24 protein-coding genes and 1 pseudogene are annotated in these 26,111 nt (G+C 50.1%); 4 read left to right on the top strand and 21 right to left on the bottom strand.

All coding sequences use genetic code 11. The annotated features are described in order from the left end of the window. Window positions 1–124: 124 nt before the first annotated feature. From AC1BI1_RS00370 to AC1BI1_RS00310, 13 genes and pseudogenes are all read right to left on the bottom strand, one after another. A complete protein-coding gene (locus tag AC1BI1_RS00370) occupies window positions 125–3,169 on the bottom strand; it encodes a molybdopterin-dependent oxidoreductase (protein WP_476715277.1) in 3,045 nt (1,014 codons plus the stop codon). Further along, complete coding sequence (gene nrfD, locus AC1BI1_RS00365) at window positions 3,150–4,301, bottom strand: NrfD/PsrC family molybdoenzyme membrane anchor subunit (RefSeq protein ID WP_476715276.1); 1,152 nt, start codon at window positions 4,299–4,301, stop codon at window positions 3,150–3,152. The genes AC1BI1_RS00370 and nrfD overlap by 20 nt, the downstream gene beginning before the upstream one ends. Before the next feature lie 18 nt (window positions 4,302–4,319). Further along, window positions 4,320–4,949 (bottom strand): annotated as a pseudogene (locus AC1BI1_RS00360) (4Fe-4S dicluster domain-containing protein); the annotation flags it as partial. A gap of 187 nt (window positions 4,950–5,136) precedes the next feature. After that, a complete protein-coding gene (locus tag AC1BI1_RS00355) occupies window positions 5,137–6,474 on the bottom strand; it encodes a sigma-54-dependent transcriptional regulator (RefSeq protein ID WP_476715275.1) in 1,338 nt (445 codons plus the stop codon). 37 nt (window positions 6,475–6,511) lie between these two features. Beyond that, on the bottom strand, window positions 6,512–8,245 hold the full coding sequence (locus AC1BI1_RS00350; RefSeq protein WP_476715274.1) for a sensor histidine kinase: 1,734 nt from the start codon (window positions 8,243–8,245) through the stop codon (window positions 6,512–6,514). 52 nt (window positions 8,246–8,297) lie between these two features. Next, window positions 8,298–9,308, bottom strand: a complete 1,011-nt coding sequence (locus AC1BI1_RS00345; RefSeq protein WP_476715273.1) for an ABC transporter substrate-binding protein — start codon at window positions 9,306–9,308, stop codon at window positions 8,298–8,300. A gap of 18 nt (window positions 9,309–9,326) precedes the next feature. Continuing rightward, window positions 9,327–10,556: a M48 family metallopeptidase gene (locus AC1BI1_RS00340; RefSeq protein WP_476715272.1), complete on the bottom strand. Its 1,230-nt coding sequence runs from the start codon at window positions 10,554–10,556 to the stop codon at window positions 9,327–9,329. Between the two features lie 98 nt (window positions 10,557–10,654). Beyond that, the gene (dsrM, locus tag AC1BI1_RS00335) at window positions 10,655–11,647 is read right to left on the bottom strand and encodes a sulfate reduction electron transfer complex DsrMKJOP subunit DsrM (protein WP_476715271.1); all 993 of its coding nucleotides are present in this window, start codon (window positions 11,645–11,647) and stop codon (window positions 10,655–10,657) included. A 22-nt stretch (window positions 11,648–11,669) separates the two neighbouring features. Beyond that, window positions 11,670–12,827, bottom strand: a complete 1,158-nt coding sequence (gene dsrP / locus AC1BI1_RS00330) for a sulfate reduction electron transfer complex DsrMKJOP subunit DsrP (RefSeq protein ID WP_476715270.1) — start codon at window positions 12,825–12,827, stop codon at window positions 11,670–11,672. 30 nt (window positions 12,828–12,857) lie between these two features. Continuing rightward, complete coding sequence (gene dsrO / locus AC1BI1_RS00325; protein WP_476715269.1) at window positions 12,858–13,646, bottom strand: sulfate reduction electron transfer complex DsrMKJOP subunit DsrO; 789 nt, start codon at window positions 13,644–13,646, stop codon at window positions 12,858–12,860. Continuing rightward, window positions 13,646–14,047 carry a sulfate reduction electron transfer complex DsrMKJOP subunit DsrJ gene (gene dsrJ / locus AC1BI1_RS00320; RefSeq protein ID WP_476715268.1) on the bottom strand — a complete coding sequence of 134 codons (402 nt, stop codon included), beginning with the start codon at window positions 14,045–14,047 and terminating at the stop codon, window positions 13,646–13,648. Before dsrJ ends, dsrO begins: the two co-directional genes overlap by 1 nt. Beyond that, a complete protein-coding gene (dsrK, locus tag AC1BI1_RS00315) occupies window positions 14,034–15,650 on the bottom strand; it encodes a sulfate reduction electron transfer complex DsrMKJOP subunit DsrK (protein WP_476715267.1) in 1,617 nt (538 codons plus the stop codon). Before dsrK ends, dsrJ begins: the two co-directional genes overlap by 14 nt. A gap of 15 nt (window positions 15,651–15,665) precedes the next feature. After that, entirely contained in the window at window positions 15,666–16,175 is a 510-nt protein-coding gene (locus AC1BI1_RS00310; RefSeq protein WP_476715266.1) for an RsbRD N-terminal domain-containing protein, read from the bottom strand. Window positions 16,176–16,412: 237 nt separating this feature from the next. Here AC1BI1_RS00310 and AC1BI1_RS00305 point away from each other — a divergent pair, with 237 nt between their 5' ends. From AC1BI1_RS00305 to AC1BI1_RS00295, 3 genes are all read left to right on the top strand, one after another. Then, window positions 16,413–17,396: a cytochrome c biogenesis ResB family protein gene (locus tag AC1BI1_RS00305; protein WP_476715265.1), complete on the top strand. Its 984-nt coding sequence runs from the start codon at window positions 16,413–16,415 to the stop codon at window positions 17,394–17,396. Window positions 17,397–17,414: 18 nt separating this feature from the next. Next, entirely contained in the window at window positions 17,415–18,218 is an 804-nt protein-coding gene (ccsB, locus tag AC1BI1_RS00300; protein ID WP_476715264.1) for a c-type cytochrome biogenesis protein CcsB, read from the top strand. Window positions 18,219–18,465: 247 nt separating this feature from the next. After that, the gene (locus AC1BI1_RS00295; protein ID WP_476715263.1) at window positions 18,466–19,029 is read left to right on the top strand and encodes a Uma2 family endonuclease; all 564 of its coding nucleotides are present in this window, start codon (window positions 18,466–18,468) and stop codon (window positions 19,027–19,029) included. A gap of 95 nt (window positions 19,030–19,124) precedes the next feature. On the opposite strand, the gene AC1BI1_RS00290 is transcribed toward AC1BI1_RS00295, so the two are convergent. From AC1BI1_RS00290 to AC1BI1_RS00260, 7 genes are all read right to left on the bottom strand, one after another. Then, the gene (locus tag AC1BI1_RS00290) at window positions 19,125–20,162 is read right to left on the bottom strand and encodes an AI-2E family transporter (protein ID WP_476715262.1); all 1,038 of its coding nucleotides are present in this window, start codon (window positions 20,160–20,162) and stop codon (window positions 19,125–19,127) included. Between the two features lie 217 nt (window positions 20,163–20,379). Continuing rightward, window positions 20,380–20,538, bottom strand: a complete 159-nt coding sequence (locus AC1BI1_RS00285) for a hypothetical protein (RefSeq protein ID WP_476715507.1) — start codon at window positions 20,536–20,538, stop codon at window positions 20,380–20,382. A gap of 14 nt (window positions 20,539–20,552) precedes the next feature. Next, window positions 20,553–21,014 carry a PRC-barrel domain-containing protein gene (locus AC1BI1_RS00280; protein ID WP_476715261.1) on the bottom strand — a complete coding sequence of 154 codons (462 nt, stop codon included), beginning with the start codon at window positions 21,012–21,014 and terminating at the stop codon, window positions 20,553–20,555. Between the two features lie 60 nt (window positions 21,015–21,074). Further along, window positions 21,075–22,157 (bottom strand): tRNA 2-thiouridine(34) synthase MnmA, encoded by a 1,083-nt coding sequence (mnmA, locus tag AC1BI1_RS00275; protein ID WP_476715260.1) that lies wholly within the window; start codon window positions 22,155–22,157, stop codon window positions 21,075–21,077. A 10-nt stretch (window positions 22,158–22,167) separates the two neighbouring features. Further along, the gene (gene nifU / locus AC1BI1_RS00270) at window positions 22,168–22,557 is read right to left on the bottom strand and encodes a Fe-S cluster assembly scaffold protein NifU (protein ID WP_476715259.1); all 390 of its coding nucleotides are present in this window, start codon (window positions 22,555–22,557) and stop codon (window positions 22,168–22,170) included. Between the two features lie 43 nt (window positions 22,558–22,600). Then, window positions 22,601–23,767: a cysteine desulfurase NifS gene (gene nifS, locus AC1BI1_RS00265; protein WP_476715258.1), complete on the bottom strand. Its 1,167-nt coding sequence runs from the start codon at window positions 23,765–23,767 to the stop codon at window positions 22,601–22,603. Window positions 23,768–23,788: 21 nt separating this feature from the next. Then, complete coding sequence (locus tag AC1BI1_RS00260; RefSeq protein ID WP_476715257.1) at window positions 23,789–24,238, bottom strand: RrF2 family transcriptional regulator; 450 nt, start codon at window positions 24,236–24,238, stop codon at window positions 23,789–23,791. A gap of 258 nt (window positions 24,239–24,496) precedes the next feature. On the opposite strand from AC1BI1_RS00260, the gene AC1BI1_RS00255 reads away from it, so the two are divergent. Continuing rightward, window positions 24,497–25,831, top strand: coding sequence for a replication-associated recombination protein A (locus tag AC1BI1_RS00255; RefSeq protein WP_476715256.1), 1,335 nt, complete (start codon window positions 24,497–24,499; stop codon window positions 25,829–25,831). On the opposite strand, the gene AC1BI1_RS00250 is transcribed toward AC1BI1_RS00255, so the two are convergent. Beyond that, a complete protein-coding gene (locus tag AC1BI1_RS00250) occupies window positions 25,821–26,093 on the bottom strand; it encodes a metal-sensitive transcriptional regulator (RefSeq protein ID WP_476715255.1) in 273 nt (90 codons plus the stop codon). The genes AC1BI1_RS00255 and AC1BI1_RS00250 overlap by 11 nt on opposite strands. Window positions 26,094–26,111 lie beyond the last annotated feature (18 nt).

Here is a 26,111-nt window from a genome sequence, read left to right as displayed (position 1 = left end):
GAGGGATTTCCGTATTAGTATTATTTTCACAAGAAAAATCGGGCCCCGCCCGGTGTAATCAAAAAGCGAGGGAAAGCCTTTCCCCTCGCTTTTTGTTAGATGTTCCCCTAAACTGGCTGAGTACCTATAGCTTGACCACCTCCACCCTAGCATCGAGCTGGGCTGAGGAACCCCCTATGGGATCCGATATATTATCTATAAGGTGATTTACCGCAAAACCGGTATCACGCCCCCGGGCATAGCCGCTTCTAGGCACCCCTGCTAGCCGTGGATTATGGCCATAATCCCGGACTACAGGGGTAGGCTTACCATCTATTTCTACCGACTTGGATCCATAAGCGAAGTGCCCGTAATTGTAGTCGCACCCTACCACCCCTTGACGTATGCGGCTGGTCACCAGTACTGTCCCCACTGCTTCGTACTTGGCTGACCTGATCTTAACTTTATCTCCCGTTTTTATCCCTCTGAGCGCCGCATCTTCTGGATTCATCCAGATAAGGTTTTCCGCCTCGATCTCTCGCAACCATGCATCACCAATATTCCGGTGAGTACCGATATGCCGCGCTTTCCAGTTAATAAGAGCCAGGGGTAGATCTTGGTATGAATTTACTTCGCTATAAAGGGGTAACCCATCAAAGTATTTCCCATCGTAACTGCTCTTGCCCTTGGCCACCCCTTCATCATAGAAGTTGGCCTGGCCGGCAAATTTATATTTCAAGTAATTTCCTTCATATTCATTGCCCTTGACCTCAAACCGCCCACCGCGATTTAACACGTAAACCACCTTGGGCCATTCCTCTGGCTTTACTGCCGACTGCCAGGCCTCTAAATTAAAAAACTTGCCGAGGGCTTTTTGTCGCGCCTCCACAAATAGCTTTAATTCTTCGGCGCTGGCATCGGGGACGGGTTGACCATCAAAAGCAATATTGGCCACCAACTTTAAATAAAAATCTTCGGCCCGGTTCAAAGGGCTTCCATCCGGGAATGCCCTCTCCCCCACTCCGGGTAAGCCAAGGCGCTTGAACAACTCGATAAAAACGTCCTCCACGGGACGCGGCTCAGGAAAAACCCTGGTCACCGGCTGCATAATATGGCTTAACTTAAGGTGAGTGTTAGGATAGATGGTCTCAAATCCCCACCTCTCCAAATACGTAACATCGGGCAACACATAATCAGCATACATAGCTGTTTCGCTCATTACCACATCACACACTACAAGAAGCGGGATAACCTTGGTATCCTGTAAAATCTTGGCCTGTTCCTGTCCGCCGGGGATGGAAAGAATCGGAGAAATACGGTGGATAAATAGGGCCTTAATGGGATAAGGATAGCCTTCAGCTGCGCTAGGGAGTACCTCCTGGATCACGTGATTAGAAAACGGAAACCACGGCCGCTTGGCAGGATAACCATCTCGCTCAAAAAGGCTCGTTTTTTCGTAGGGTACTTTTACCCTAGCCAGCGGTATACCCCAGGCCTTATGCCCCCCGGGAACCTCCATCAGACGGTATCGCCCTTCGAATTCCTTGAACCTGGCCCCGGTGGTCATGCTTCCCCCCCGCCAGTCGTAGTTGCCGATTAAGTGATTAAGGCAATTTATAGCCCGTATGTTATAGTAACCGTTAGCGTGTTTAGCTGGCCCGCGGTAGGAAGTAATGGCTGCTTTTTTACCGTGGGAAGTGAATTCCCGGGCCAGTTCAATAATCTGCTCAGGCTTTATACGGCAAATGGCGGCGTACTCTTCGATGGTGCGCTCCATAACGCGCTCCTTGAAAAGGGTGAAAACAGACTTAACCCGGATGCCATTAATGGTGGTATTGACCTCCAGCTCTCCTTCCTGGGCCTGGTCGTGGGGCACCGGCTTTCCATTTTCGATTACTACAAATTGTTCCCGGTTGCCTATGCCCAGATCAGCAGCCCTGAGCTTGGGGCGTTCGGGATGGTCCACATTGACCAGGTGAGTCGCGTCTGTCCAGGTAGGTTCCCCATCGGCCTCTGCCGCCTTTTTATTGGGGTTGGTAAGATACTTTTTGTCATACCGCTCATTTTCGATTATCCACCTGGCCATGCCCAAAGCCAGCGCGGCATCGGTTCCCGGATAAATGGGTACCCATATATCGGCTTTCTCCGCCACCTTGCTCATTCTGGGATCTACTACTGCCAATTTCATTCCACGCCTAAGGGCATTAATATACTTGGGCGCTAGCCAGGTAGGACCTTTATTGGCCACCAAAGGGTCTGTTCCCCAGACGATTACGAATTCGGCCCCATCCACATCAGCATACATCCGCTTCTTAACTTTAGAACCGCTGAAGGAGCGCACGTTCCCCTGAACACCGCTTATCCCGCAAATACCCGCGTGGTCATAGGCATTGATGCTGCCAAGGCATTGATTCCATAGGCGGTTGTGAATAAAATCCCGGCGGTCGCCTCCCAAGCTTACGATTTGGTTGGCCTTAGGTCCCATATCCGGGTGGCGGGTATCAATAAGCAGGTCCCGGTATTTTCGATCAAATTCTTCCCAGCTCGTTTCACCCTTTTTAACCCGTTCCCAGTCGGACATCACCTGCTTCTCAGGCACATAGGCCCACAGGTCCTTAAGCCCCGGCGTTCCTAAATCAGGGCTGCCATTTATAATTTCTTCCAGGGCTTGTTCCCAGGAAATGGTTATCCACTTGCCACTGCCGCGGGGGCCCACTCTCTTTAGAGGTTGGCGAAGTCTCAAAGCATCAAAGGCAGTCTGGATCCCGGCCTGACCTTTAAGACAGGTACGGCCACCCCGGAAGCTCCTACCTTCCGAACCCAAATCACCGTAACCCCTGGCAGCCGCTGCAACTGGTGTGTTATAGGAAATCTGACCAAATGGCTCCGTATTCAAGGGACTGTAGGGATTTCCAGCAATTTTCCGTACTAAGGAAGTATAAGGTCCACCGTTGCTTTCAGCTATCACAGCTTTGATGGAACAATGGGTGTTACACTGTTCACATACTGTGTATAGGACATCGGAAGCTACGTAATCTTCGGACGCCCTTCCAGTACCATGCTCTTTATCCATCCAAAGACCTTCGGCTGCTGGAGATAACCTCGTTCCCAGAGCGATGGAAGCCAGCCCCAAACCTAAGCCCGAGGCCAGTCCCCCCTTCAAAAAGGTTCTACGAGAAAACTTTTTCATGTCTCTCGCTCCCTTCTTCCAATCTGTAAATGGGCAATCTGTCTGATATCAAACTGTAGAGAATTACTCCCATGGCTATTATACCGGCGCTGGTCAGCCACTCCACCCACGTGGGCAGGTAGAAGCCCTGGGGCAAACCTTCGACTACCGGCACCAGTAGAGACGGTAGAACTATGTTAAAGCGCACACCCAGAATTCCTATGAGCACTAAAACAGCCGCCCAGGTTGAAGCTCGCGAGGAATGGACTAATGGGGTATAAAAGGCTAGGAACAAAGGGATCACCGTTCCCATCAGTACCTGGACTACCCAAAACACCCAAGCGAAATCCCCCGTTACCATAACTGCTAGTACCGACCATTCTTGCGGTTCCAGGTTGTATGCGGCCACCAAAAGTTCGAAAAACTGCAGGCCTACGTCGGCCAATAGGAAACCCGCCATAAGCCTCGTCAGGGATCTGACAAGTTCTGGATTGGGCCTCCGTCCCCGAACTTTGCCTTCCAATACGTATAGGAGTAAAATGAGAGCTGTACCCGAAACAAGGGCGGAGATTACAAATACAATGGGGAGTATCGCCGTATTCCAGTAAGGCCGCGCTTTGATTACAGCAAAGAGGGCTCCGGTGCCGCCGTGAACACCGAAAATAGCTATAGGTATCCCCATAGCACCTAAAATTCGGAGCCACTTCTCATCAGAAGAAAAATATTTACCCTTCAAATCGCAGCGCATAGAAAGATATAACTCTATTATTAAAAGGACAACATAAATAACATAGAAGCGGATCTCCCACCCTAAAACACTGGTAAGGTTCCAAAATCTCAAGGCATGCCAGAACCTCTCCCAGCGCCCGAGATCTAGTAGAATGAATAACATGGCCACACCCATACTTAAAATGGCCAGAAGCAGGGCTTGCCGCCCTATCTCTTCGAACTGTTTCATACGAAAGACATAGATCAGCGTCGACAACAGGAAAGCTCCAGCGCTGTTTCCTACAAAGAAAATATAAAACGCTACCCACGTCCCCCAGGGAACAGTGCTGGAAAGACCGGTGCTGGCCAGGCCCTGTTGCCAGCGAAAAGCCAGGGCCAAAGCACCTCCGGCCATAACTATCAATAGCGGAATATAACGTTTCACAGCTATAAACCTCCCTGGTTATTTAAGATATATAACCCTCGGTTCCGTGCCCAACTCGCTTTTTAGCCTAAAGGCCCGAGGACTGGCCGCCAGGCGCGAAACTATACTGTTAGGGTCATTCAAATCACCGAAATATCGCGCATCACCCAGGCATGTTTCCACACAAGCCGGTTCTTCGCCGCGCTGGAGCCGGTGATAACAAAAGTGACATTTCCGCACCACGCCCGCCGGCGGTTTCTTACTTGACCTTTTACCTCGTTTAACCCCATATTCCGGCGCCTGGAGATCTTCGTATCCCACCATCTCTTGCCCATAGCTTTCGCCAAAATCAAAATAACGCGCCCCATAGGGACAACTGACCATACAGTAGCGGCAACCGATGCACCGGTCATAGTCAATGGCTGTAATGCCGTTGTCCATCTTATAGGTAGCCCTTACAGGGCAAACCTGGGCACATGGCGGTTTATCGCACTGCATGCAAGGTCTGGGAGTAGCTACCACAGCCACCTGGGGAAACTCCCCATACTCTTCCTCCAGGACGACGTTGTAGGTCACCCCTGGAGGCGTGCGATTTTCCGCCTTGCAGGATACCGTACAAGTATCGCAGCCAATGCATTTCTGAAGGTCAATAACCATAGCCCATTTAGGTCTGGTCTTTCCGGTAACCATAGGTCCCTCTCCTTTTCTAGCCCATGTTCATGCCACGGTTTTCACATTTGCTGTTTTTATCTCTTGCAATTCCCATGCCAATCTTTAAAAATAAAGAGCACCGGCTTTTCCACCGGTGCTAGCGATCAAATTAACCTGACATTTTGTCAGTCCCTCTGTCAATTTGTCATATTTTAATACCGTATTCGGCAACCTTACGGTATAGGTTTCGCACACTAATGCCTAAAATCTGGGCCGCTTTCGTCTTGTTACCACTAGTCGCCTTTAAGACCCGCAAGATATGCTCCCGTTCTACTTCGGCCAGGCTACACAGGCTTTGTTCCCCCACATGGGTTTTATCCCTGGCACAGAACAAGTGTTCGGGCTGAATGGGACCCTCCCCGGCCAGAAGTATACCCCTTTCAATTAAATTGGCCAGCTCGCGCACATTTCCCGGATAATCGTATACTAGTAAAGCCCTCATGGCCTCATCGCTAACCTCAGGGGGCACCCGGTTGGGGCAAAATTTTTGCAAAAAATGTTGTGCCAGAAGGGGAATATCTTCCTTCCGCTCGCGCAAGGGAGGAACTTCGATAGTGATTACATTAAGCCTGTAATAAAGGTCTTCGCGGAAGCGCCCAGCACTGACTTCTTCTTCGATACAGCGATTGGTAGCCGCGACCACCCGTACATCCACATAGCGCAAACGATTATCGCCTACGCGCCTGAACTCGCCGGTTTCCAAAAACCGGAGCAGTTTTACCTGGAGGGTGGGATCCATTTCTCCAATTTCGTCGAGAAATAGCGTTCCTCCATCCGCAGCCTCCACCAGGCCGGGTTTGTCTGTCAGGGCTCCAGTAAAAGCCCCTTTGACGTGGCCGAAAAGCTCGCTCTCCAATAGTTCGCTGGGAAGAGCCCCAGAATTGACCACGATAAAGGGCTGGCTGCTGCGGCGGCTCCAGGCGTGCAAATTCCTGGCCACCAGTTCCTTCCCCGTCCCTGTCTCTCCCTGAATTAAGACCGGCGCATCGCTATCGGCGACCTTCTGGATCAGCTCCACCACCCGCCGGATGGCCGGACTGTGGCCCACAATAATTGCTTCTTGGCCTTCCGGCCGTAAGGCTCTTATCAATCCTGCGTTGCGGGTAACTATTGTTTTCTTCTCTAAGGCTTTCTCCAGTACTGCCTCCAGTTCTTTTAGATTACAAGGCTTAGTAAGGTAATCATAGGCACCCAGCTTCATAGCTTCTACTGCTGTTTCTATAGTGCCGAATCCTGTTAGGATGAGCACTTGGAGGTCCGGTTGAAGTTCGCGGGCCTTTTTTAAAAGTTCAAGACCATCCACATCCGGCATTTTTAGATCAAAAATTCCTACATCAAAAGTTCGAAGGGCAAGCTGCTTCAGCGCTTCCCCGCCGCCAGCTACTCCCACAGCTCGGTAACCCCGACGGGTTAGCCGCTGGACCAGGAAATCGCAAAACTCCTTCTCGTCATCTGCTACCAAAATCATTCCCCGGCTTTTCACTCCAGAGCCTCCCCGTTGACTTCTGGAAATTTGGATACTAAACGTCATAGGCTGGCAGAAGAACTTTAACGGTAGTTCCCTTCCCCGGGGAACTTTCTACCATCATTTTTCCTCCCAGTTCTTGCACAATACCGTAACAAATAGCTAGGCCCAGACCTGTTCCCTTCCCAACCGGCTTGGTGGTAAAGAAAGGTTCAAAAACTTTCTCCAGGTTCTCCGGCGGAATTCCGCACCCCGTATCCGCTACTGAAATTTCTACCTCCCGCCCCTTCCTGCGAGTACTAACGTATATCCTGCCTTCTTTCTCTATGGCTTCTGCCGCGTTATTGAGGAGGTTGAAAAGCACCTGCTGCAATTGGAACCGATCCGCGTAAACCCCCGGGTTATTTTCTAGCTCGAGTTCGAGATTAATACCTTTTCTCTTAAGGGTATAGTGCATCAAAGAAGCAACCTCTTCAATCACTTCATTTAGTTTAATATACTCCTTAACCCCGGAAGCGGGCCGAGCAAAGTCTAAAAGCTTCCGGATAATGTTTTTGCAACGATCGGTCTGTTTTATTACCGTCTCTAGACAGATTCTTAGTTCCGCGCTTTGAGCTAACCGCTCCGGCCCTTCCTCCTCCAGGCGGTCTAAAAGGTCTTCGGCATAGGCAGAAGCTATAGCCAGGGGATTATTTATCTCATGAGCAACGCCAGCGGCCAGACGCCCTACAGCAGCCAGCTTGTCAGCTTGGCGAAACAGGCTTTCCATTTTAGCCTTTTCTCTAAGTTCCCTGATCATGTAGTTGAAGGCATCTTGCAGACTGGCTAGCTCGCCCACAGCCCCCGTAAAACTAACCTGGACAAAATTGCCCTTGGCCACCTCTAGAGCTGCTGCCACTAAGCCCTCGATGGGCCTGCTAAAATGGAAAGCAAGATAGACATTCAAAAGCAGGACCAGTACAGCTACTACGGAAAGCAAGGCAACTAGGTGCCAGGCCGCCACCCTTACCGGCCTCATGGCTTGGCTTACGGGGTACTCGATTATGATTCCCCACCCCAGTTCGTTAAGGGGCACGGCTATTCCCACTACTTCTTGGCCATTGTAGGAGGTATAGCGTATAGGTACCTCTTCTCCCCAGAGGAACCTCTGAACCGCCAAGCTACTGCGCACATCAGGCTGGCGCAACACAAGGCTAAAATCCTGGTGTCCAATAAGCTTACCGCTGGTGTCCACCAGGTAAATGGTACCGCCTTGCTGGACATGGAGAGCAGTTATTCTGTCCATAACGCTCTTGAGACTTACTTTTCCTCCCAGCCCTCCTATTGACCTTCCGCTAGAGGTATCCCAAAGGGGAACTGCCACGGTAAATAACGGTCGGCCATCTTCTTCTATATCTACAGAACCATAATACACCTGGCCCTGAATTACTCTCTCAACTAGCTTTTTATCTGGGAGCACTCTGTATTCCCCGGGAACGACCAAGTGTCGCCGCGAACTTCTGGCCAGTTCTCGCCCGTAGGCGTCGAATAAGCTAACTTCCTCTAAGTAGGGGGAAAGCCGGAACAGACTATAAAGGACGCGTTCAGCCTCTACCGGGGCCATATGCATGAAATCCTTCCCGTACACCAGGGAAATGGTCTGCAAAAGCCTTTCTTGCTGCCTGGTTAAATTTTTAATTTCATTAGCCACCGCCTCAGCAGCTAAAATATTTTTCTGTATAACAGCCAACTCTTGCCAGCCACGCACCCTGTAAAGATGGTAAACCCCCAGCAGTAGTAGGGGGAACACAGAAATAAAAAACCCTGCCAGGAGCAGACGAAACCGTAGCTGTTTCCACCAATTAATTTTCTCGGGTCGCAAATCCCTCACCTTGTTTACCAATTATTCGATCAGCATATTTTAAGTTGTCGGGACTTATCTCTAGCCCTAAAGATTGGACCACCTCTAAATTTACCACCAGTTCCAACCGGTCAGGAGTTTCTACTGGGATAGTGGCAGGGTCCTGTCCCTGGAGAATCTTGCCTACTAATCGCGCGGCCTGCCTTCCCTGGGCTTTAAAGGGGCACCCGTAGGCAGCCAGCAGGCCCGCCTCAGCATCAGCCACATTAACCCCCATAACAGGTAAGCGCAAACTTTTAGACACCCGGGCAATCCACCCTATTGCTCCACCCTCTTCGAAAAAAAGGCTTGAAGTTAAAAGCATCCCCTCGGCGCTTCCCGGTTTTAAACTTAACAGCAACTTCCCTAGCTCATCAAGTGAGCTAACGGTTGCCACCTCCAGCTGTAACTTAAGCTTGTACGCCGCCTGCTGCAGCACTGATAGGCTCTCGGGCCCCGGGACAACCCTGGGATCCACCAGGACCAGCACGCGGCGTATATGGGGTAAAAGTCGAACTAAAAATTCCAGCCGCTTGGCTGCTAGCTCAGTGTGGAAATTGTCAACTCCGGTAACATGACTGGGCACAATGTTACCTTTAATGGAAGCCGCCCCCATAAATACTACCGGTATGGGTTGCCCTTTAGTTGCTTCCATGAGCGCCTGGGCTTCCAGCCTGCCACCTGCCACCAGCACTTCGGGTTTTTCGGTGTAAAGCTGCTGCGCTAAAGTATAAACCTGTTCAAAACTACCATCAGCATTTTTAACTATATAAACCAAGTCCTTTCCTTCCGCATAGCCCAACTCTGCCAGGCCGGCCTTGAGCCCTTCCAGCTTACTCACCCTGGAAGTATTGGCGAGCAACACCCCAACTCGTCTGGATGCTGGCCGCTGCGGGCGCTCTCGATAGCCCCCTATAATGGCCGCCAGGACTATTAACAATAATATACCAGTTAGCCACCTGGTCCTTCGCATCTCTATTCCTTTCCCTTCTCATTTTACCCTGAGGGCTGCCTCAATCCGTCTCCAAGGAGCAGGGTGGGAGTAAGTCAACCACTCAACAAAAGCCGCAGGAGCCACGTCCTGCAAATTGCGCCGCGTAAGATTAACTTGTAGTTGCACCATGGCCGGGGTATTGCCAGTGAGCTCCAGGGCTACACGGTCCGCCTCAACTTCAAAGCTGCGGGAAATAGCGTTCTGAGCCGGCAAGCTCAAAAAGGAAACTAGTTGCCAGAAAAGCAATATAATAACCAGAAGATGGGGCGGATATGGTCTACCTGGCATTAATTCTCCTGGCGCAGTTATTTGCAACACTATATACAGCAATAAAAAGAAAACAAAACTGGCGCCCATACCAAAGACGAGGCTCCGCATAATATGCCCCCGCTGCCAGTGGGCCATTTCGTGGGCCAACACAGCCTCTACTTCCTCCAAGGGATAATCTCGCAATAAATTATCATAAAGGACTATCCGCTTTGTCCGGCCTAAACCGGCAAAATAGGCATTGGCCTTGGTAGTGCGGCGACTGGCATCCATGACCCAGACCTCGCCTACCTCAAGCCCTGCTCGTCTGGCCAGGTGGACCACCATGGTCTTTACAGGCCCCTCATTTAAGGGCTCAAAGCGGTTAAAAAGGGGCGCTAAAACTATAGGCCACAAAAACGTCTCTATCACCAGCCAGGCCGACATAAAAAGGCTGGCTGCTGCCCACCAACCGAGAGGCCACCGTCCTGTAGACCAGAAAAAGAGCAGGGTTCCTACTCCCGATAGCAGCAAGTCCAGACCAGAGCTTTTCAAATAATCAACCCACCAGGAAAATAAACTCTGGGTGGAAAATCCCCACTGGTGCTGGACAACAAAACTGCTATAAAAAGCAAAGGGCAAGTTAACAACCTTTAACAAAAGCCAGAGGATAATAAAGAACAATAAAACTGCCAGATAATAGCGGTTACCGGACCAGCGCAAAATATGCCAGGACATGCCTTTAGCTGTGCCGCTCCACCAAAGCCAGATCAATATAGCAGTCTTAGTTACAAAAGCACCTATACCGATTAAACCTAATACCTGCTGGTAGCGCCTGGCCCGCTCTATTTCTATCGGGCTGAAGTACTGCCAGACTATAGAGGGCACCGGGGCTGGCAATATAAGAAATAGAAGGTACAAAAGTATGAACAGCAGGACCGAGCCCAGCAGAAGACCCCATACAACGTTAGCTTTGACCAACCCTTGTTCACTTCCCCCATGTTTTTTAAGTAATTTTATTCCCCGGTACGATCAATTATCCTGCCTTACCAAATTAAAAACCGGCCATTTTAGGCCGGTTATTCGTTTTCCACCGGAATGCCCGCCATTTTCATCTTTTCCCGGAATTCTTCTTCATATTCTTCATAGGTGTGCACCTTAACAGGATAATTCCAGGGGTTGATGTGTCGTTGGGCGCGGCTATTGTTAGGCAGGTTTCTCGTGGGGCTTAAGAAAACTCCTCCCATATGCACCAGCTTACTAAAGGGGAAATAAGCTGCCAGAGCGCACACGAGCCCCCAATGAATATAGAACAGAACGCCAATCCCTTCCGGAACCCGGGGATGGAAGGTAAGCACCCCCATGGCCAGCTCCTTCACAGCGATAACATCTACTTTGAAGAAGTACCGCATCAATACGCCGGAAATCCCTATCCCCAGGATTAAAAATAGGGGCACATAGTCCGCGGGGAGGGAAATATACCGCACTTGGGGAATAACAAATCTTCTAATTAAGAGGTAGCTTACCGCCACTAAAAAAGTTATGTCAGTTAGATAGAGAGCCTGCAGGCCCACCCGCAGGAACCCATCCAGGCTTTCCAGCCAGGACACAAAAGAGAGCACCGGTTCGGTGAAAAACCGCAAGTGCCTAAAGAAAATGAGGACAAAGGACCAGTGGAATACTAGCGCTCCCAGCCAAAGCCACTTCTCCCAGTGATAAGCGAGCTTCGGACCCTCCCTCAGCTCCGCCTTGGTATTCCGGAAGAGGGAACGGAACAAAAGAATCTCCAGCGCCATCCTGCCTATAACTCCAGCGGTGGTGAAGGGATTATCCAATCTGCTAGGCTTGATCCAGGGTAAAGATTTTTGCTGCCCGCCGGTGGTAGGTATGCGGAAAGGTACCGGTGACCTGGCCCACCTGAGAATGCGATAAGCCATCCCGCCCAGAAAGATAGCTATAGCTATATATGGTATAACCACTCCAAAGAAGAAGTGCAGGCCTAATACCTCGACACCCAGGACAACAACTAAAATGAGGGCTATAACTAAAAACAAAGAAAATGTAATACCCATTTCAGCTTACCCCTCGTTTCTCCTAAGCTGTCTCTTCTTTAACGGAGATGACTACTTTGTAAAGAACAGTTAAGATTAACAAGCCGGTTGCCCATACACCTAAGGCGATTAAAGCTTCCGGCACCGTAGGGGCATATTCAGTTACCCTTTCAAAAGGATTGGGAATAAACCCGGCTATTACCAAACCCAGTCCTTTTTCAATCCATAAAGAAAGGAACACTGCTGCACAAGCCGCCAGTAACGTGCTATCCTTGGTGCGCGTGTGGGGATTAAGCAGGAGGATGAGGCCAAGCACAACCAGGATTATAAAAATCCACATAAAGGGTACCAGCTTCCCATGGCCCTCCAGGCCGACAAAGAGGTACATGAGGCTATGCATACCATGGGCGGGCACCTGGCTGTAGAAGGCAGTGAATAACTCTAAGCCTATAAAGAATACGGTAACAATCATAGCATAGGTGACAATAGCCGCTAACTTTTGGATGGCCTGGCTGCCTGGATCAAATTTACTGAACTTCTTAAGAATAAAACACAACAGGATAAGGAAGGCCGGGCCAGAAGCAAAAGCCGAAGCCAGGAAGCGAGCCGCCATAAGGGCTGTTAGCCAGTAATGCCTGCCCGGAAGGCCGGCATAAAGAAAAGCCGTTACCGTGTGGATGCTCACCGCCCAAGGTATGGAAATATAAATTAAGGGCTTTAACCACTTGGGAGGCGGTACTGCTTTATATTCTGCTTCCAACACGTTCCAGCCGATGATTATGTTCAGCAAAAGATATCCATTTAAAACAATCATATCCCAGAAGAGGATGGAATTGGGTGTGGGGTAGAGTATCATATTCAAGAGCCGCATGGGTTTACCGAGGTCCACAATAATAAATAGTAAACACATAATTATGGCAGCAACGGCTAAAAACTCTCCCAAAACGGTGATCCTGCCGAATTCCTTAACGTTATGCAAGTAATAGGGTAAAACCAGCATGACCGCTGAGGCCGCCACACCTACTAGGAAGGTAAATTGACCGATATAAAGACCCCAGGAGACATCCCTGCTCATGCCGGTAAGGGTAAGGCCCCTATTCAGCTGCCAGAGGTAGCAGGCAAAACCTACCCCTATGATAGCGAGTAAAAGGATTATCCATCCCCAGTACCTTTTGCTACCAGTTAAAGCTTTGGCCAGCATAGCTCATCTTCCTCCGCCGTTCACTTATACTCAAGGCGCTATAACATAATACAGCTTGGGCCGGGTGCCCAGTTCAGGTTTACGCTGTATAGTATAATGGGAACGCAATATTTTTCTCACTTCCGAATTGGGATCCTCCAGGTCGCCAAAAACAAGGGCCCCCGCCCGGCAAGCCTCTACACAGGCGGGCAATAAACCTGCGTCCAGCCTCTCGGCACAGAAATTACACTTTTCCACAACCCCTTTTTCTCTGGTAGGAAAGGCCGGGTTCTCTTTCTTAATATAAGGCCGGGGATCTCTGAAGTTAAAGCTTCTGGCGCCGTAGGGGCAGGCTGCCATGCAATACCGGCAGCCCAGACACCGGTGATAGTCCATCATTACAATACCATCTTGGCGCTTAAAGGTCGCCTTGGTAGGGCATACCCTGACACAGGGGGGATTGTCACAATGATTGCATAAGACAATAAAGGGCTTATCCTTAAAGCTTTCTGGAAGGTATTCATGTTCCTGACCCGGGAAGGCATGTGCAAAGGTTTCGGTCCATATCCATTTAATCTCTTCTTTTTTCTCATTGCCTATGTCCGGAAGGTTATGGGCAGCCTTGCAGGCCAGGATACAGTCTTGACATCCTCCCGGGCTCTTCTCCCAGCACTTTTTCATATCGATAACCATAGCCCACTTTTTAGCCGTTAGGGCCTTAGCCTCAGGAGTGCTGCTGGATCCTTGGTTGGCAGCCAAACCCCTAACCGCCGGCAGGAAGACTAACCCTAAGGCGCAAGCCCCGCCGATCTTCAAAAAGCTTCTTCTGCTCGTCTTCATCATCTATTCCCCTTCAACTCGATATGACAAGTCCAGCAGTCAGGCTTTACCCCCAGGTAATTATGACACTGGTCGCAGAATTCAGCTGGGTTGGAATGGCATTCCAGACAGGTGTTTTGTAAACTCATATAATACTTTTTCCCGTCGCTGGCTACATAGATCCTTTGGCCCTCGCGGACTACCTGATTGCGCCACTCCTCCAGCAGCTTCATGTGGTTGGCCCTCATATAAGCAGTGGACTCTACACACTGCTTTTGGGCCAGTTGCTGGATTGCTGGAGTATCCAGCTCGGGCTGCGGCGCGGAAGCAGCCTTCCCCACGTTGTACCAGAAGGGAAAGGTCATTAAAACTAGGAATATGACCAGGCCGGTAATGACATAACGGAGATCAGGTATTTTCATCTTTCACCCTTCCCTCTAAGGGTTCACCCCGCAGAGTTGTAGTTCTTTCTGTTTCTCCTCTCATCACTAAAGCATTTCCTAACAGCTCATGAACGCCGGCCACGGCCACTCCCGGAACCCAATAATCCATCAGGGCCGGGAGCACCGCCCGGTCGACGGCACATATACAGGCCAGCGTGTTCACCCCGTATTTTTCGTGGACGTATTTAACGGCGTTGGCCCGCGGGAAGCCCCCGCGCAGGCGCATCTCCATATTCTCGTCAGCATTCAGACCGCTACCGCTGCCGCAGCAGAAGGTCTGCTCTCTAATGGTGTTTTCGGGCATCTCGTAAAAGTTAGGACAGACATTTTTAATAATGTACCGCGGCTCCTCAAAAAGCCCCATAGCCCGGGCTGGGTTACACGAATCGTGGAAGGTAACCTTGAGGTGTGTGTTGCGGCTCGGATCCAGTTTTATTTTGTTATGCCGGATGAGATCTGCCGTAAACTCGCAGATATGAACCATTTTGGTTGCCTTGGCGTTCTCAAACTTAGTGCCCGTTATAGGGGAAACAGGTTCCTCCAGAAAATCGGCCGGTCCGTTCATGGTATCCATATATTGATGGATGACCCGCCACATATGGCCGCACTCTCCACCCAGGATCCATTTCACCCCTAATCTCTTGGCTTCAGCATACATCTTAGCGTTAAGCCTCTTCATCACTTCGTGGGAGGTGAAAAGACCAAAATTCCCGCCTTCTGAGGCATAGGTGCTCAAGGTATAATCCAAACCGATTTCATGGAATAGCATCAGGTAACCCATGAAGGTGTAAATACCCGGATCGGCGAAGACATCGCCTGAAGGGGCTATGAAAAGGATCTCGGCGCCCTTCCGGTTGAAGGTAGGCTCTACTCTAATGCCCGTTACGTTTTCGATCTCATCCACACAAAACTCCACCATATCCCGGAAAGCATGGGGCTCTATCCCCACGTGATTCCCTATCCGGTAACAGTTGGCCACCGAGGCAATGATCCAGTCGGGATAGCAGCCTAAAAGGCCCAGTAGCTCCCGCCCCATCATAGTAATCTCCGCCGTATCGATACCGAAAGGACAATATAGCGAGCAGCGGCGGCACTCGGTACACTGGTAAAAATAGTAGAACCACTCTTTTATTACGTCTTCTGTAAGGTCCCGGGCCCCCACTAACTTGCCCAGGACTTTACCGCTTAAGGTAAAATCCTTGCGGTATATACTTCTCAGGAGCTCTGCCCTGAGCACAGGCATGTTTTTAGGGTCTCCGGTACCTATAAAGAAATGGCACTTGTCGGCACAGGCACCGCACCGCGTGCAGATATCCATAAATACCTTAAAGGACCGGAATTTCTCCAATCTTTCCTTAAATCCTTCATGGATAATCTCTTTCCAGTTCTCGGGCAGCTTCCAATCCTCGTCTTCCGGCGACCATTCCCTGGGGTTAGGCAGGCCTAAGACTTCCATACTTTTGGGCTTGGCCGCATAAAGCCAGGTACCCTTGCGGAACTCTACCGGAAGATCCATCCACCGCTTTCGGGGCGGCTTATAATCAATTTTGACCAGCTCTTGTGGTTTGGGGACAGAGGCCATACTCACACCCTTTCACTAGAAGTAGTGATTGAGGTTCGCTCTTTGCAGCAGGCGAGAGACCCGGTTTTTTATTTCCTTAACCCTGATTTCATAAAGTTGCTCGCGGCATCGCATATATACCTCAAAAGCGAGGGCGGCCAGGTCGTCTATTTGAGATTCGAACTGCAGGAGTTCCTTCCAGGATAGAACCCCACCCTGGAGTTCATCCATTACTTCCTCCCGTATCACTTTCTTCAAAAGGAAAATGAAGGCCGTGGCCTGGGAAGGGGAAAAATCCTGTACCGCTCGGATTCTGAGAATTTTATCTAGAAAAGGACCCACCCTTTCAGCCTCAAACCCTTTAAGAAGTTCTCCGTATAAACCCTCTATTCCCTCATAAATCGTATAGCCCACCGGATTGGCAAACTGATCCTTTTCTTCTTGCAAAAACTTAGTAGTTTCAGGGGGATAAGTCTCCAGGACGGCTTGATACCACTTAGTTAAAATAACTGTTTTCTTTTGGGCTAAAACGTCTATAAGTTTCATCTGTTGCCCAACCCTTTTATTTTCGCTTCCTTTCACAAAAGCGGCGCGACCTTTTCGTTCCCGATAGAACTACTTCTGCTATTTGTAAAATCTATTCGCTATTACCCTTAGAATTCCTGCTGCTAACCCCTAATTTTTTGGTACTATTAAAAAACCCCTATTTTAAATAATTTGACCGGAAAACCTTAAAAGGATATACTCAGTCTTGGTTAAACAATTCTTAACGGGTGATCAACTTTGCGTTTCCTGTCCTCCATGAAATTAGCCCTTTTCCTCCTGCTTCTATTGGGAGCCCTAGCCTCCCTGGGCACCCTCCTTCCCCAAGGTCAACCCGCAGGATTTTATAAGGTTTATTATGGCGAAGGTCTGGGAAGTTTGATCCTTATCCTATCCCTGGACCACTTATACCGCAGCTGGTGGTTTCTGACCCTGGCCGCTCTTTTAGCGGTCAATCTCCTGGCCTGTTCCGTCCGCCGAATCAAGAAATCGGCCGGCTGGAAAAAGTGGGGTTCCATTGTCCTTCACCTGAGCCTCCTGGTGATTTTAGCTGGAGCAGTAATATCCGGGTCCATGGGCCGAAGCGCTTATGTAGAGGTCGGTGTGGGCGACACTGTGGATTTGGCTTCACATGGATTCCCAGGCCAGGTTTTAACCGTAAGGGATTTCAAGATCGAATATTACGACAACCTGGAGCCCAAGCAATATATTAGTGACATCTTGCTAAAGGCCTATGATGGTAAGGAGATACATCAAGAAATCAAGGTAAATTATCCTTTAAGATTTAAAGGGTTAAAAATCTATCAAAAAAGTTATGGCTGGTTGGTGAAGGGACAAGTTATTGCTGGCGGAAAAGCGCTGCCCTTTGAGCTGGCCAGTGGGCAAAAACTGCTGATTGATGAAAACCATAGCTTGATGTTTTTCTTTATACCCGATTACGACGCTCAAAGCAGTAAATTGCGATCGCTGTCTCCTTTTCCCCGAAATCCTAAATTAGCTTGCGCCCTTGTCCAAGATCACAACATAGTAGATATGCAAATAATAGGAGAGAAGGAAACAAAGGTCATCAAAAACTACCCCGTTACCTTTTCAGGTTACCGTTATTACACCGGGCTAGAAATAAAAAAAGACCCGGGTATAAGTACAGTTTATTTCGGCTTCGGTCTGCTCTTGTTAGGCTTTGTCCTCAGGTACCTGGTGCCGGATAAAACCAAAGCTGAATGAGGTGAAGCATTTAATACTATGGAAGCAAAATATATCCTTATTGCCTACCTTTTGTTGCTAGTTTCTGTGATTTTAAGCTTAGTATCCTTATGGAAACCTAATAAGCACATTAGCAAAATATCTCTGGTTACTCTAGTCTTAGCCTTTGTGTTCCTCTCCCTGGCCCTCGGGCAGCGGAGCTTATCTATGCGGAGGCTGCCCTTTGCCACCCTATATGAATTTACCCTCCTTTTTGCCTGGGGCATACTTTTGTTTTTCTTCCTGGTCTACCGATACTTTAAGCTAGATCTACTGATGTCCCTGGTTGCGCTGCTGGGGGTAATTATACTTTCATATAGCAATACCTTGCCTTCCGAGAGCCGGCCACTGATGCCCGCCCTACAGAGCATGTGGCTGCAGTTTCATGTCCTCACTGCCATCATAGCCTACGGAGCCTTCGGCCTTTCCTTCTGTCTGGGAATCATCTATTTGCTCAAAGAAAAATTACAAGACAACGGAATTGCTCAGTCTATACCCCCCCTGGCTAAGCTCGACAACTGGATGCACTGGTCGGTGGCAGTTGGTTTCCCCTTTATGACCCTAGTTTTAATTACCGGAGCCGTTTGGGCCGAAGAGGTCTGGGGCAGATGGTGGGGCTGGGACCCGAAAGAAACCTGGGCCTTAATCACTTGGCTGATCTATGCCGGCTACCTCCATGCCCGCAAGACCTACGGTTGGCGAGGGAAAAAGGCGGCTATAATGGCCATTGTAGGCTTTATGGCGGTGCTCTTTACCCTGTTCGGAGTATCTGTACTGCTCCCCGGTGCACACAGCTATGTGTGATATTTGGTGAAGTCCGTACTTTTTTCGCTTAATCTATTTCGCTATGTACTGAAGACCCTCTCCGCTTCCACTCCGCTTCCACTCCCCTTTGGCTCAAGTCGTAGCGAAGAATGCTTTCGTAAATATTATAAACTGTGCGAATGACACCAGGGGATCATTATCTTGCTCAACCGGTAACCCCCAGGTTAAAATAAGGAAAAAGCTGCCGGGTACAAAATGAAGGCCCAAAGAATGGAGGTGCAGAAAAGTGAGCGCTATCCCGGCTGAGCTTGCAGCAAGCCGAAACGGCTACACTTATGAAGATTATTGCCGCCTTCCGGAAGGGGCACCCTACCAACTCATTAGGGGTGAACTGGTCATGACGCCCTCGCCCACGCCCTATCACCAGATGGTATCGATGAAATTAGAATTGCAAATGGCGAGCTTTGTCCTGGAGAAGGGGTTAGGCATTGTATTATACGCCCCTATTGATGTCTACCTGGAAGAAACGGAAACCTACCAGCCAGACATAATTTTTATTTCCAACGAAAGACTGGGTATTATTGGAGAGAAGTGCATTAAGGGTGCCCCGGATCTGGTGGTAGAGATCCTCTCTCCTGCTACGGGCTACTATGACCTGCGGACCAAATATAAGGTCTACGAAAGGAGCGGGGTCAGGGAATACTGGATAGTTGATCCGCAGGATAAATCGGTGCAGGTTTTTTGCCTGCGGGAAGGGAAGTTTGTGTTGGACCAGGAAGCGGAGCAGCAGGGAACGATCAGGTCCCGGGTGATAGCCGGGTTCACAACCCAGATAGAAAGTATTTTTTGAAATAAAGGGTGTGCCAAGACGGGCGTCCCCAACATTTCCTTTTTAACAACTTCATCCATTCCTTTTCAACAACTATGTGAATGCTTTTTATTAGCTTAGCGGCTTACTAATTTGGCCCAGAGGAAACCGACAATTATACGACCTATAGCCGCCGCGGGGACAGCCAGCAAAAGACCGGCTACACCGAAGAGTTCGCCTCCTGCCAGCAAAGCCAAAATAATGGCCAGGGGAGGCAGGTCAACGCTTTGCCCCAGGATACGGGGTGCCAGAACGGCCGCTTCTATTTGTTGTACTACTACTATCACCAGCAAGGCGTAAAGGACCAGCCTTTTAGATTCCAGCCAGCTAAGGGCCACAATAGGTACTGCTCCGAGCAAAGGGCCAAAATAAGGAATGAGGTCGGCCAGGCCCATTACTATACCCATAACTATAGCGTAACGGCTACCGGCCAGGAACAGGCCTATCCCAGTAAGCAAACCAACCAAAAGCGAAACCAAGAGGTGCCCCCGTACAAAGCTGGTAAGCACCCGGTCAATTTCCGTCCATAACCCCAGCAGATCTTCCCGCCAGGCTGCGGGTAAAAGCCGAATGGCTCCCCGGCTTAAAGCTTCGCTATCTTTTAATAAATAATAGGCTAAAACCGGGGCCAGGGCTAAGCTGGCCAATCCGGAAAACAAGCCCATGATAAGATCTGCCACCTGCCGAGCCCCGTTCTCCACCACCCCCTGTAAATGGACCAGGGTTTCGTCCACTATACGGCGCAAGCCCAAGGGCACGCCCGGGCGTTGATAACGTTCGTAAAAGGTTTGCAGCCAACCCTGTACTTCACTGCTCAAAAAAGGCAACTGATCGAGGAAATTATTCAATTCCCGCAAAAGCTGGGGAAGGACATAAAGTAAGGTAGGCACCAGCACTATTAGCCCTAGAAAATATAAAGAAAGGATAGCAGTCCCGCGCGGCCATCCCCGCTTTTCCAGGGCTGCCACGGCTGGCTTAAGAAAATAGGCCAGTAGAACAGCCAGCAAAAAAGGGGCGAAGATCTTGCGTACCAGGTAGAGAAAAAATAAAGCCCCGGCCAGCAAAACGCCGAGGATAGCCAGGCGCCAGATCTTACCATGGTTAAGAAGTAGCATTGTAAAAATCTCACCCAACAACATTACTAATTAAGTTTGAGGCCTGCGATAGGATACAATACCCTTGTTACGCCTGTTTCTACTGGCCTTAAGTGTAGTCAAGGGTTGTTCTGCAGCTATACGGTTTTGTGGTGGGTGTGACATTAACCCTATGAAAGTCCCTAACAGGCTCCCTGCCAGAAATCCTCCCCAAAATCCTCGCCGCCAGAGCACTTTTTTAGCCTCCCGGGTGGTTATAAGCAACCAGCGTACCATCTTCGGCAATAGCAAAGACTTCATTCTTCCCGTTAAATTCCAGCAAGCAGTCCCAGCAGTAATACTGGTCCACTCCAATACGGCCTACAGCCCGGCCGCCACAAACAGGACAGGTCCGCATCATAGTCCACCTCCTTAACGCAGAATAACTACATCTGGTCCCCAGGTTATGGAAAGGTTGCTTATATTTACGGTATGGCGCCCCTCAAGGAAGTCGTCCACCAGGCCTGCGGATAGCTCTAAGCCGATAATCCGGCCCGAAGGCCATTCAACCTCGAAGTCTTCCAATAGGCCCAGTTCTTTACCCTGGGGATCGAGAACCCTTCTCCCCCTGAAGTCCCGCCAGCGCAGGCTTCCCTTCGGTAAAGGAGTGCGCAAAGAAGTTTTGCTGTCCACAGTCAAAGCATCAGGCCCGTGCCCCTTTATTTTTTTAAATTCCACAAACTGGGGCCCTTTAAACAGGCCATGAGGGGAAAGGAGCACCCCTAAAAGGTTAAAATTTGTCTTCTCCCAGACCAGGTCCTGAACTCGCCCTAATTCTTCACCTGCTTCCAGGCTTATCACCGGCAGACCTACCAATTCTCGCCCTTTAGGCAAAAATATCCCCTCGCTCAAGGGATATTATTGCCGACCAGGCTACAAAAAATGCGCCCCAGTTTAAGGCGCCTTTTCCTCCCAGGGGGCCATGATAGTGCCGCCCCCCGCTACTAGGTCACCGCAGTAATAAACTACCGCTTGTCCAGGAGTTACTGCCCGCTGGGGTTCCTGAAATTCCACTTCAGCCAGCCCGCATCCTTGAGGCCGCAGGGTGGCGGGCACCTCCGGAGCCCGGTAACGAATTTTTACCGCAACCTCCACTTCCGGCGGCGGCTCTTCCCACAGTATATAATTATTATCCTTGGCCGTGAGCTTAAAGCTCAAAAGATCCTTTTCTTCCCCCACAATGACGGCATTCCGGCGAGGGTCCAAGGCCACTACAAAAAGGCGCCGTCCTGCTGCCAAGCCTAAACCTTTGCGCTGCCCGACGGTGTAATAGGGCAGGCCGCGATGGCGTCCTATAACCCTGCCTCTAATATCCAAAATAGGACCAGGACGGATGGGGGTTTTAGCCCTTTCCCTTATAAACTGGCGGTAATCACCTGTAGTAACAAAGCAGATCTCCTGGGATTCGCGCTTCCCAGCCACCGGCAGACCATAACGGGCAGCTATCGAGCGTACTTCGGACTTGGTATAATTCCCTAAGGGTAAAAGGGTACGGGCTAGCTGCTCCTGGGTAAAGGTATAGAGGACATAGCTCTGATCTTTAGCCGCATCCTGGCCCTTAGCCAGAACATAGCGCCCCCGCTTCTCGTCGTAGAATATCCGGGCATAATGTCCTGTAGCTATATAGTCCATACCCAGAGCCAGGGCCTTGCGCAACAGCCCTTCAAATTTAATAAAACGATTACAAGCTATACAGGGATTAGGAGTCCGCCCGTGGAGATAATCCTCGATAAAATAGCTTATAACCTTTTCGGCAAACATATCGCGAAAATTAAGCACATAGTGCGGAATGCCCAAAATGGCGGCTACCCGCCGGGCATCCTCTACGGCGCTCAAAGAGCAGCAACCCACTTCTCCCGGCGGTGGGGGCACATCCAGGGGCCAAATTTCCAGCGTAACCCCAATAACTTCATACCCTTCCTCTTTTAACAAAGCGGCGGCAGTGGAACTATCCACCCCGCCACTCATAGCCACCATAACCTTACCCTTAGCCAGCTAAGTCACCGCCTTTGTTCTGGCGCTTTTTATAATCCTCAATGGCCTTGTGCAGGGCATCGGCAGCTAGATTGGAACAGTGCATTTTCTGGGCCGGGAGCCCATCCAGAGCCTCAGCCACAGCTTTATTGGTTATCTTCATAGCCTCTTCCAGGCTCTTCCCTTTTACTAGCTCCGTTAGCATGCTGCTGGTAGCTATAGCCGCACCACAGCCAAAGGTTTTAAATCTAACATCTTTAATGACGCCATCCTCTACCTTAATGTAAAGGCGCATAATATCACCGCAGACAGGATTTCCTACCTCCCCGATGCCGTCGGCATCGGGGATTTCACCGACATTACGCGGGTTAGTAAAGTGTTCAATTACTTTTGGGCTGTACATTCTCACTCACTCCTTATAGACCCCACACCCAGAGAGGGAATGCTTAGGCTTTTTTATTGTATAAGGGCGACATGGCCCGCAGCCGCTCGATAATTTCCGGCAGCACTTCTAGAACATAATCAATATCTTCCTCGGTATTGTCCCGGCCCAGGGTCATACGCACCGAACCGTGGGCTATTTCATGAGGAATACCCATGGCCAGAAGCACATGGGACGGGTCTAGGGAACCCGAGGTACACGCCGAACCGCTGGAAGCAGCTATCCCCTTCATATCCAGGCTCAAAAGAATGGATTCCCCTTCTACATAGCGGAAGCTGAAGTTAGCATTGATGGGAGACCTGCGTTCCCGGTCACCGTTTAACTGCACCTCATCAATACGGCTCAAAACGCCATCGATAAGTTTGTCCCGCAATTTCTTAAGCCTTTGGGCTTCGCTCTCCAGCTCCAGCCCGGCCAGTTCGGCGGCTTTGCCAAACCCCACTATACCGGGCACATTTTCGGTACCCGCCCTCCGCTTGCGCTCTTGACCACCTCCATGCAGGAGGGTCTGGATGCGGGTACCCTTACGGATATAAAGGCAGCCCACTCCTTTGGGACCATAGATTTTATGGGCAGAAGCGCTCAAGAGATCTACGTTTAGTTCATCAACGTTTACCGGAATTTTGCCCACACTCTGGACGGCATCGGTATGGAAAATAATGCCTCGCTCCCGAGCCAGCTTTCCGATTTCCTGGATGGGCTGTATAGTTCCTACTTCATTATTTACATGCATGATGCTTATGAGAATGGTTTCCTGGGTCAAGGCCTCCTCAACATCTTCTACCCGCACCAGGCCTTCCCGGGTCACCGGCAGGAAGGTGACTTTAAAGCCCTGACGCATTAAATACTGAGCTGTATCTAAAACGGCATGGTGTTCGATGCTGGAAGTAATTATATGTTTCCCCTTTTTTTGATTGGCATAGGCAGCGCCAATGAGGGCCATATTATCGGCTTCGGTACCGCCACTGGTAAAGACAATCTCTTCCGGCTGGGCGCCGATTAGGCTTGCCACCCGCGCCCGGGCTTCTTCTATAGCGTTTTTAGCTTCCCGGCCCCAACTGTAAATAGTAGAAGGGTTGCCAAATTGATCCTTAAAAAAGGGGAGCATTTCCTCCAGCACTTCCGGCCGTACCGGTGTCGTAGCGCTATGGTCAAGGTAAACTCTGCGCATTGTCCTCACCTTTTCTTATTCTTAAATGTAATACATATATTTATCACTTTGTTGTAGCGTATTGGCTTCAGCCACCATATCCTCCAAAGTAATGGAGTCCAAGACTTCGGTAATGCTATCGCGCACCTTCTCCCAAATGGTGCGCGCTACGCAGGTTTCCGCCCTGGAACAGCACTCACCTTCTTCTTCGTTAACACAGTCCATGGGGGCAATGGGGCCTTCCAACACCCGGATAATGTCACCCACTTTTATCTCCCCCGGCTCCTTGGCCAGGATATACCCCCCCTGAGCGCCCCGCACACTGCGCACCAGCCCTGCCTTACGCAAAGAGGCAATGAGCTGTTCGAGATAGTGCTCGGAAATATCCTGGCGCTCCGCTACACTTTTTAAAGAAATAGGTCCCTCCCCATAGCGCTGAGCCAGGTCAAACATGGCGCGCAACCCATATTCTCCCCTGGTGGAGAGTTTCATAGGCCATCACCCCCTCAAAAAATTTCTACCTGTTATCTCAGTGATTATATCTTAGCAAGTTACTCGGATATTGTCAATCCAAAAACCGAGCGCTATACTCTGCTTTATTAAGCTTTCCAAGCAGGTTAAATTTTTATGCGCCCCACAGCCTGCGCTTCTCGAGTTCAAGGCAGACATTTTTTATCCTGTAGTGGTAGTGTTATAATAAAAAAAAATAAATTTATTAAGCCTTTCCTTTGGTGAGGGAGCCGGTTTCCTATGAATCTCTTCGAACAGGCCGCCCAGGCAGAAATCCAGGCCAAAGCACCCTTAGCGGTTAGGATGCGCCCACGTACCCTGGAGGAATTCGTCGGGCAGGAAAAAATAATTGGCCCGGGTACTTTGCTTCGCCGAGCCATCGAAAACGATAGCCTGACTTCCCTGATCCTCTGGGGTCCGCCGGGCAGCGGCAAAACCACCCTGGCCCATATCATCGCTAACATAACTAAAGCCCATTTTGAATCCCTCAATGCCGTTCTGGACGGCATAAACGACATTCGCAGAGTGGTAGCCGCCGCTAAAGAAAGGAGAATATATTACCGCCAGAAGACGGTCATCTTCGTGGATGAAATCCACCGCTGGGCTAAAAACATTCAGGATGCTCTGCTTCCCTGTGTGGAAGAAGGCCTCATCACCCTTATTGGCGCTACGGTAGAAAATCCTATGTTTACGGTTAACGCTGCCCTTCGGTCCCGTTCTCGCATTGTTCGGCTGGAGCCTTTGCAGGAAGCGGATATATTAAAACTTTTGCGCCGGGCCTTGGAAGATAAGGAACGGGGCCTGGGAAATTTAAATATCCAGGTAGAAGAGGCGGCCTTAAAACATTTTGCCCAACTGGCCAATGGCGATGCCCGGGTGGCTTTAAACGCCCTGGAATTTGCCGCCCTGACTACCCCTCCCTCTGAAGGGGGGAAACGCTATATTTCCTTGTCCGTGGCCGAAGAGGCGGCCCAGAAAAGAGCTATTCTCTACGACCGCGATGGGGACCAGCACTATGACGTTGTTTCTGCCTGGATTAAAAGTATTCGCGGTTCCGATCCTGATGCGGCTATCTATTGGCTGGCCCGTATGATTTATGCCGGCGAAGACCCCGAGTTTCTTGCCCGGCGGCTTATGGTACATGCGGCCGAAGATATAGGTCTGGCCGATCCCCAGGCCTTAGTAGTTGCCACCGCTGCTGCTCAGGCCGTGGAACGGGTAGGTTTGCCGGAGGGACGCCTCATCCTGGCTGAAGCCACCCTATATTTGGCCCTGGCACCCAAAAGCAATTCTGTCATCAAAGCCATGGATAGCGCCTTGGCCGCCGTAGAAAAGGAACAAGCTCCACCTGTACCTCGGCATTTACGCGATGCCAGCTATCCGGGAGCAGCGGCTTTAGGCCACGGCAAAGGGTACAAATACCCCCACAATTACCCGGGGGGCTGGGTGGAGCAGCGCTATCTGCCTGCTACTTTAGAGGGCAAGGTTTTTTATGTGCCCTCTCCCTACGGCAAAGAAAAGGAGCTCAGCCGTGCCTGGCAAGAGCGTTGCGGCAAAAAGCCTACTAATCCATAAATCTGTTGAGGACGTAAATTAGCTCCTGGATAACCTCATCTCCCTGTTTACTGCTAATGGCGTTACGCACGCAGCCGCGCACATGCTGCTCAAAAATAATGTTGCCAACCGTTTTTAAGGCAGCGCGCACAGCCGCAATCTGTACGAGGACATCGACGCAATATTTCTCCTCTTCTATCATGCGCTGCAGGCCCTTGACCTGTCCCTCGATCTTTTTTAGCCGCAAAAGGAGATCGTCTTTTACCGCACCATAAGACATCATGGATTTTACTCCTTTCCC

Source organism: Thermanaeromonas sp. DSM 22490 (genome assembly GCF_056378755.1).
Note: the sequence above shows the minus strand (reverse complement) of the source record. Positions and strands in the feature narration are given on the sequence as shown.

What these genes read in the sequence shown, in the direction of transcription:
- nifU (WP_476715259.1), bottom strand. Translation starts at nt 22,557, where the DNA reads ATGTACAGCCCAAAAGTAATTGAACACTTTACTAACCCGCGTAATGTC.
- dsrO (WP_476715269.1), bottom strand. Translation starts at nt 13,646, where the DNA reads ATGAAGACGAGCAGAAGAAGCTTTTTGAAGATCGGCGGGGCTTGCGCC.
- AC1BI1_RS00255 (WP_476715256.1), top strand. Translation starts at nt 24,497, where the DNA reads ATGAATCTCTTCGAACAGGCCGCCCAGGCAGAAATCCAGGCCAAAGCA.
- AC1BI1_RS00370 (WP_476715277.1), bottom strand. Translation starts at nt 3,169, where the DNA reads ATGAAAAAGTTTTCTCGTAGAACCTTTTTGAAGGGGGGACTGGCCTCG.
- AC1BI1_RS00310 (WP_476715266.1), bottom strand. Translation starts at nt 16,175, where the DNA reads ATGAAACTTATAGACGTTTTAGCCCAAAAGAAAACAGTTATTTTAACT.
- dsrM (WP_476715271.1), bottom strand. Translation starts at nt 11,647, where the DNA reads ATGGGTATTACATTTTCTTTGTTTTTAGTTATAGCCCTCATTTTAGTT.
- dsrJ (WP_476715268.1), bottom strand. Translation starts at nt 14,047, where the DNA reads ATGAAAATACCTGATCTCCGTTATGTCATTACCGGCCTGGTCATATTC.
- AC1BI1_RS00345 (WP_476715273.1), bottom strand. Translation starts at nt 9,308, where the DNA reads ATGCGAAGGACCAGGTGGCTAACTGGTATATTATTGTTAATAGTCCTG.
- AC1BI1_RS00260 (WP_476715257.1), bottom strand. Translation starts at nt 24,238, where the DNA reads ATGAAACTCTCCACCAGGGGAGAATATGGGTTGCGCGCCATGTTTGAC.
- mnmA (WP_476715260.1), bottom strand. Translation starts at nt 22,157, where the DNA reads ATGGTGGCTATGAGTGGCGGGGTGGATAGTTCCACTGCCGCCGCTTTG.
- dsrP (WP_476715270.1), bottom strand. Translation starts at nt 12,827, where the DNA reads ATGCTGGCCAAAGCTTTAACTGGTAGCAAAAGGTACTGGGGATGGATA.
- AC1BI1_RS00285 (WP_476715507.1), bottom strand. Translation starts at nt 20,538, where the DNA reads ATGCGGACCTGTCCTGTTTGTGGCGGCCGGGCTGTAGGCCGTATTGGA.
- dsrK (WP_476715267.1), bottom strand. Translation starts at nt 15,650, where the DNA reads ATGGCCTCTGTCCCCAAACCACAAGAGCTGGTCAAAATTGATTATAAG.
- ccsB (WP_476715264.1), top strand. Translation starts at nt 17,415, where the DNA reads ATGGAAGCAAAATATATCCTTATTGCCTACCTTTTGTTGCTAGTTTCT.
- AC1BI1_RS00290 (WP_476715262.1), bottom strand. Translation starts at nt 20,162, where the DNA reads ATGCTACTTCTTAACCATGGTAAGATCTGGCGCCTGGCTATCCTCGGC.
- nifS (WP_476715258.1), bottom strand. Translation starts at nt 23,767, where the DNA reads ATGCGCAGAGTTTACCTTGACCATAGCGCTACGACACCGGTACGGCCG.
- AC1BI1_RS00250 (WP_476715255.1), bottom strand. Translation starts at nt 26,093, where the DNA reads ATGATGTCTTATGGTGCGGTAAAAGACGATCTCCTTTTGCGGCTAAAA.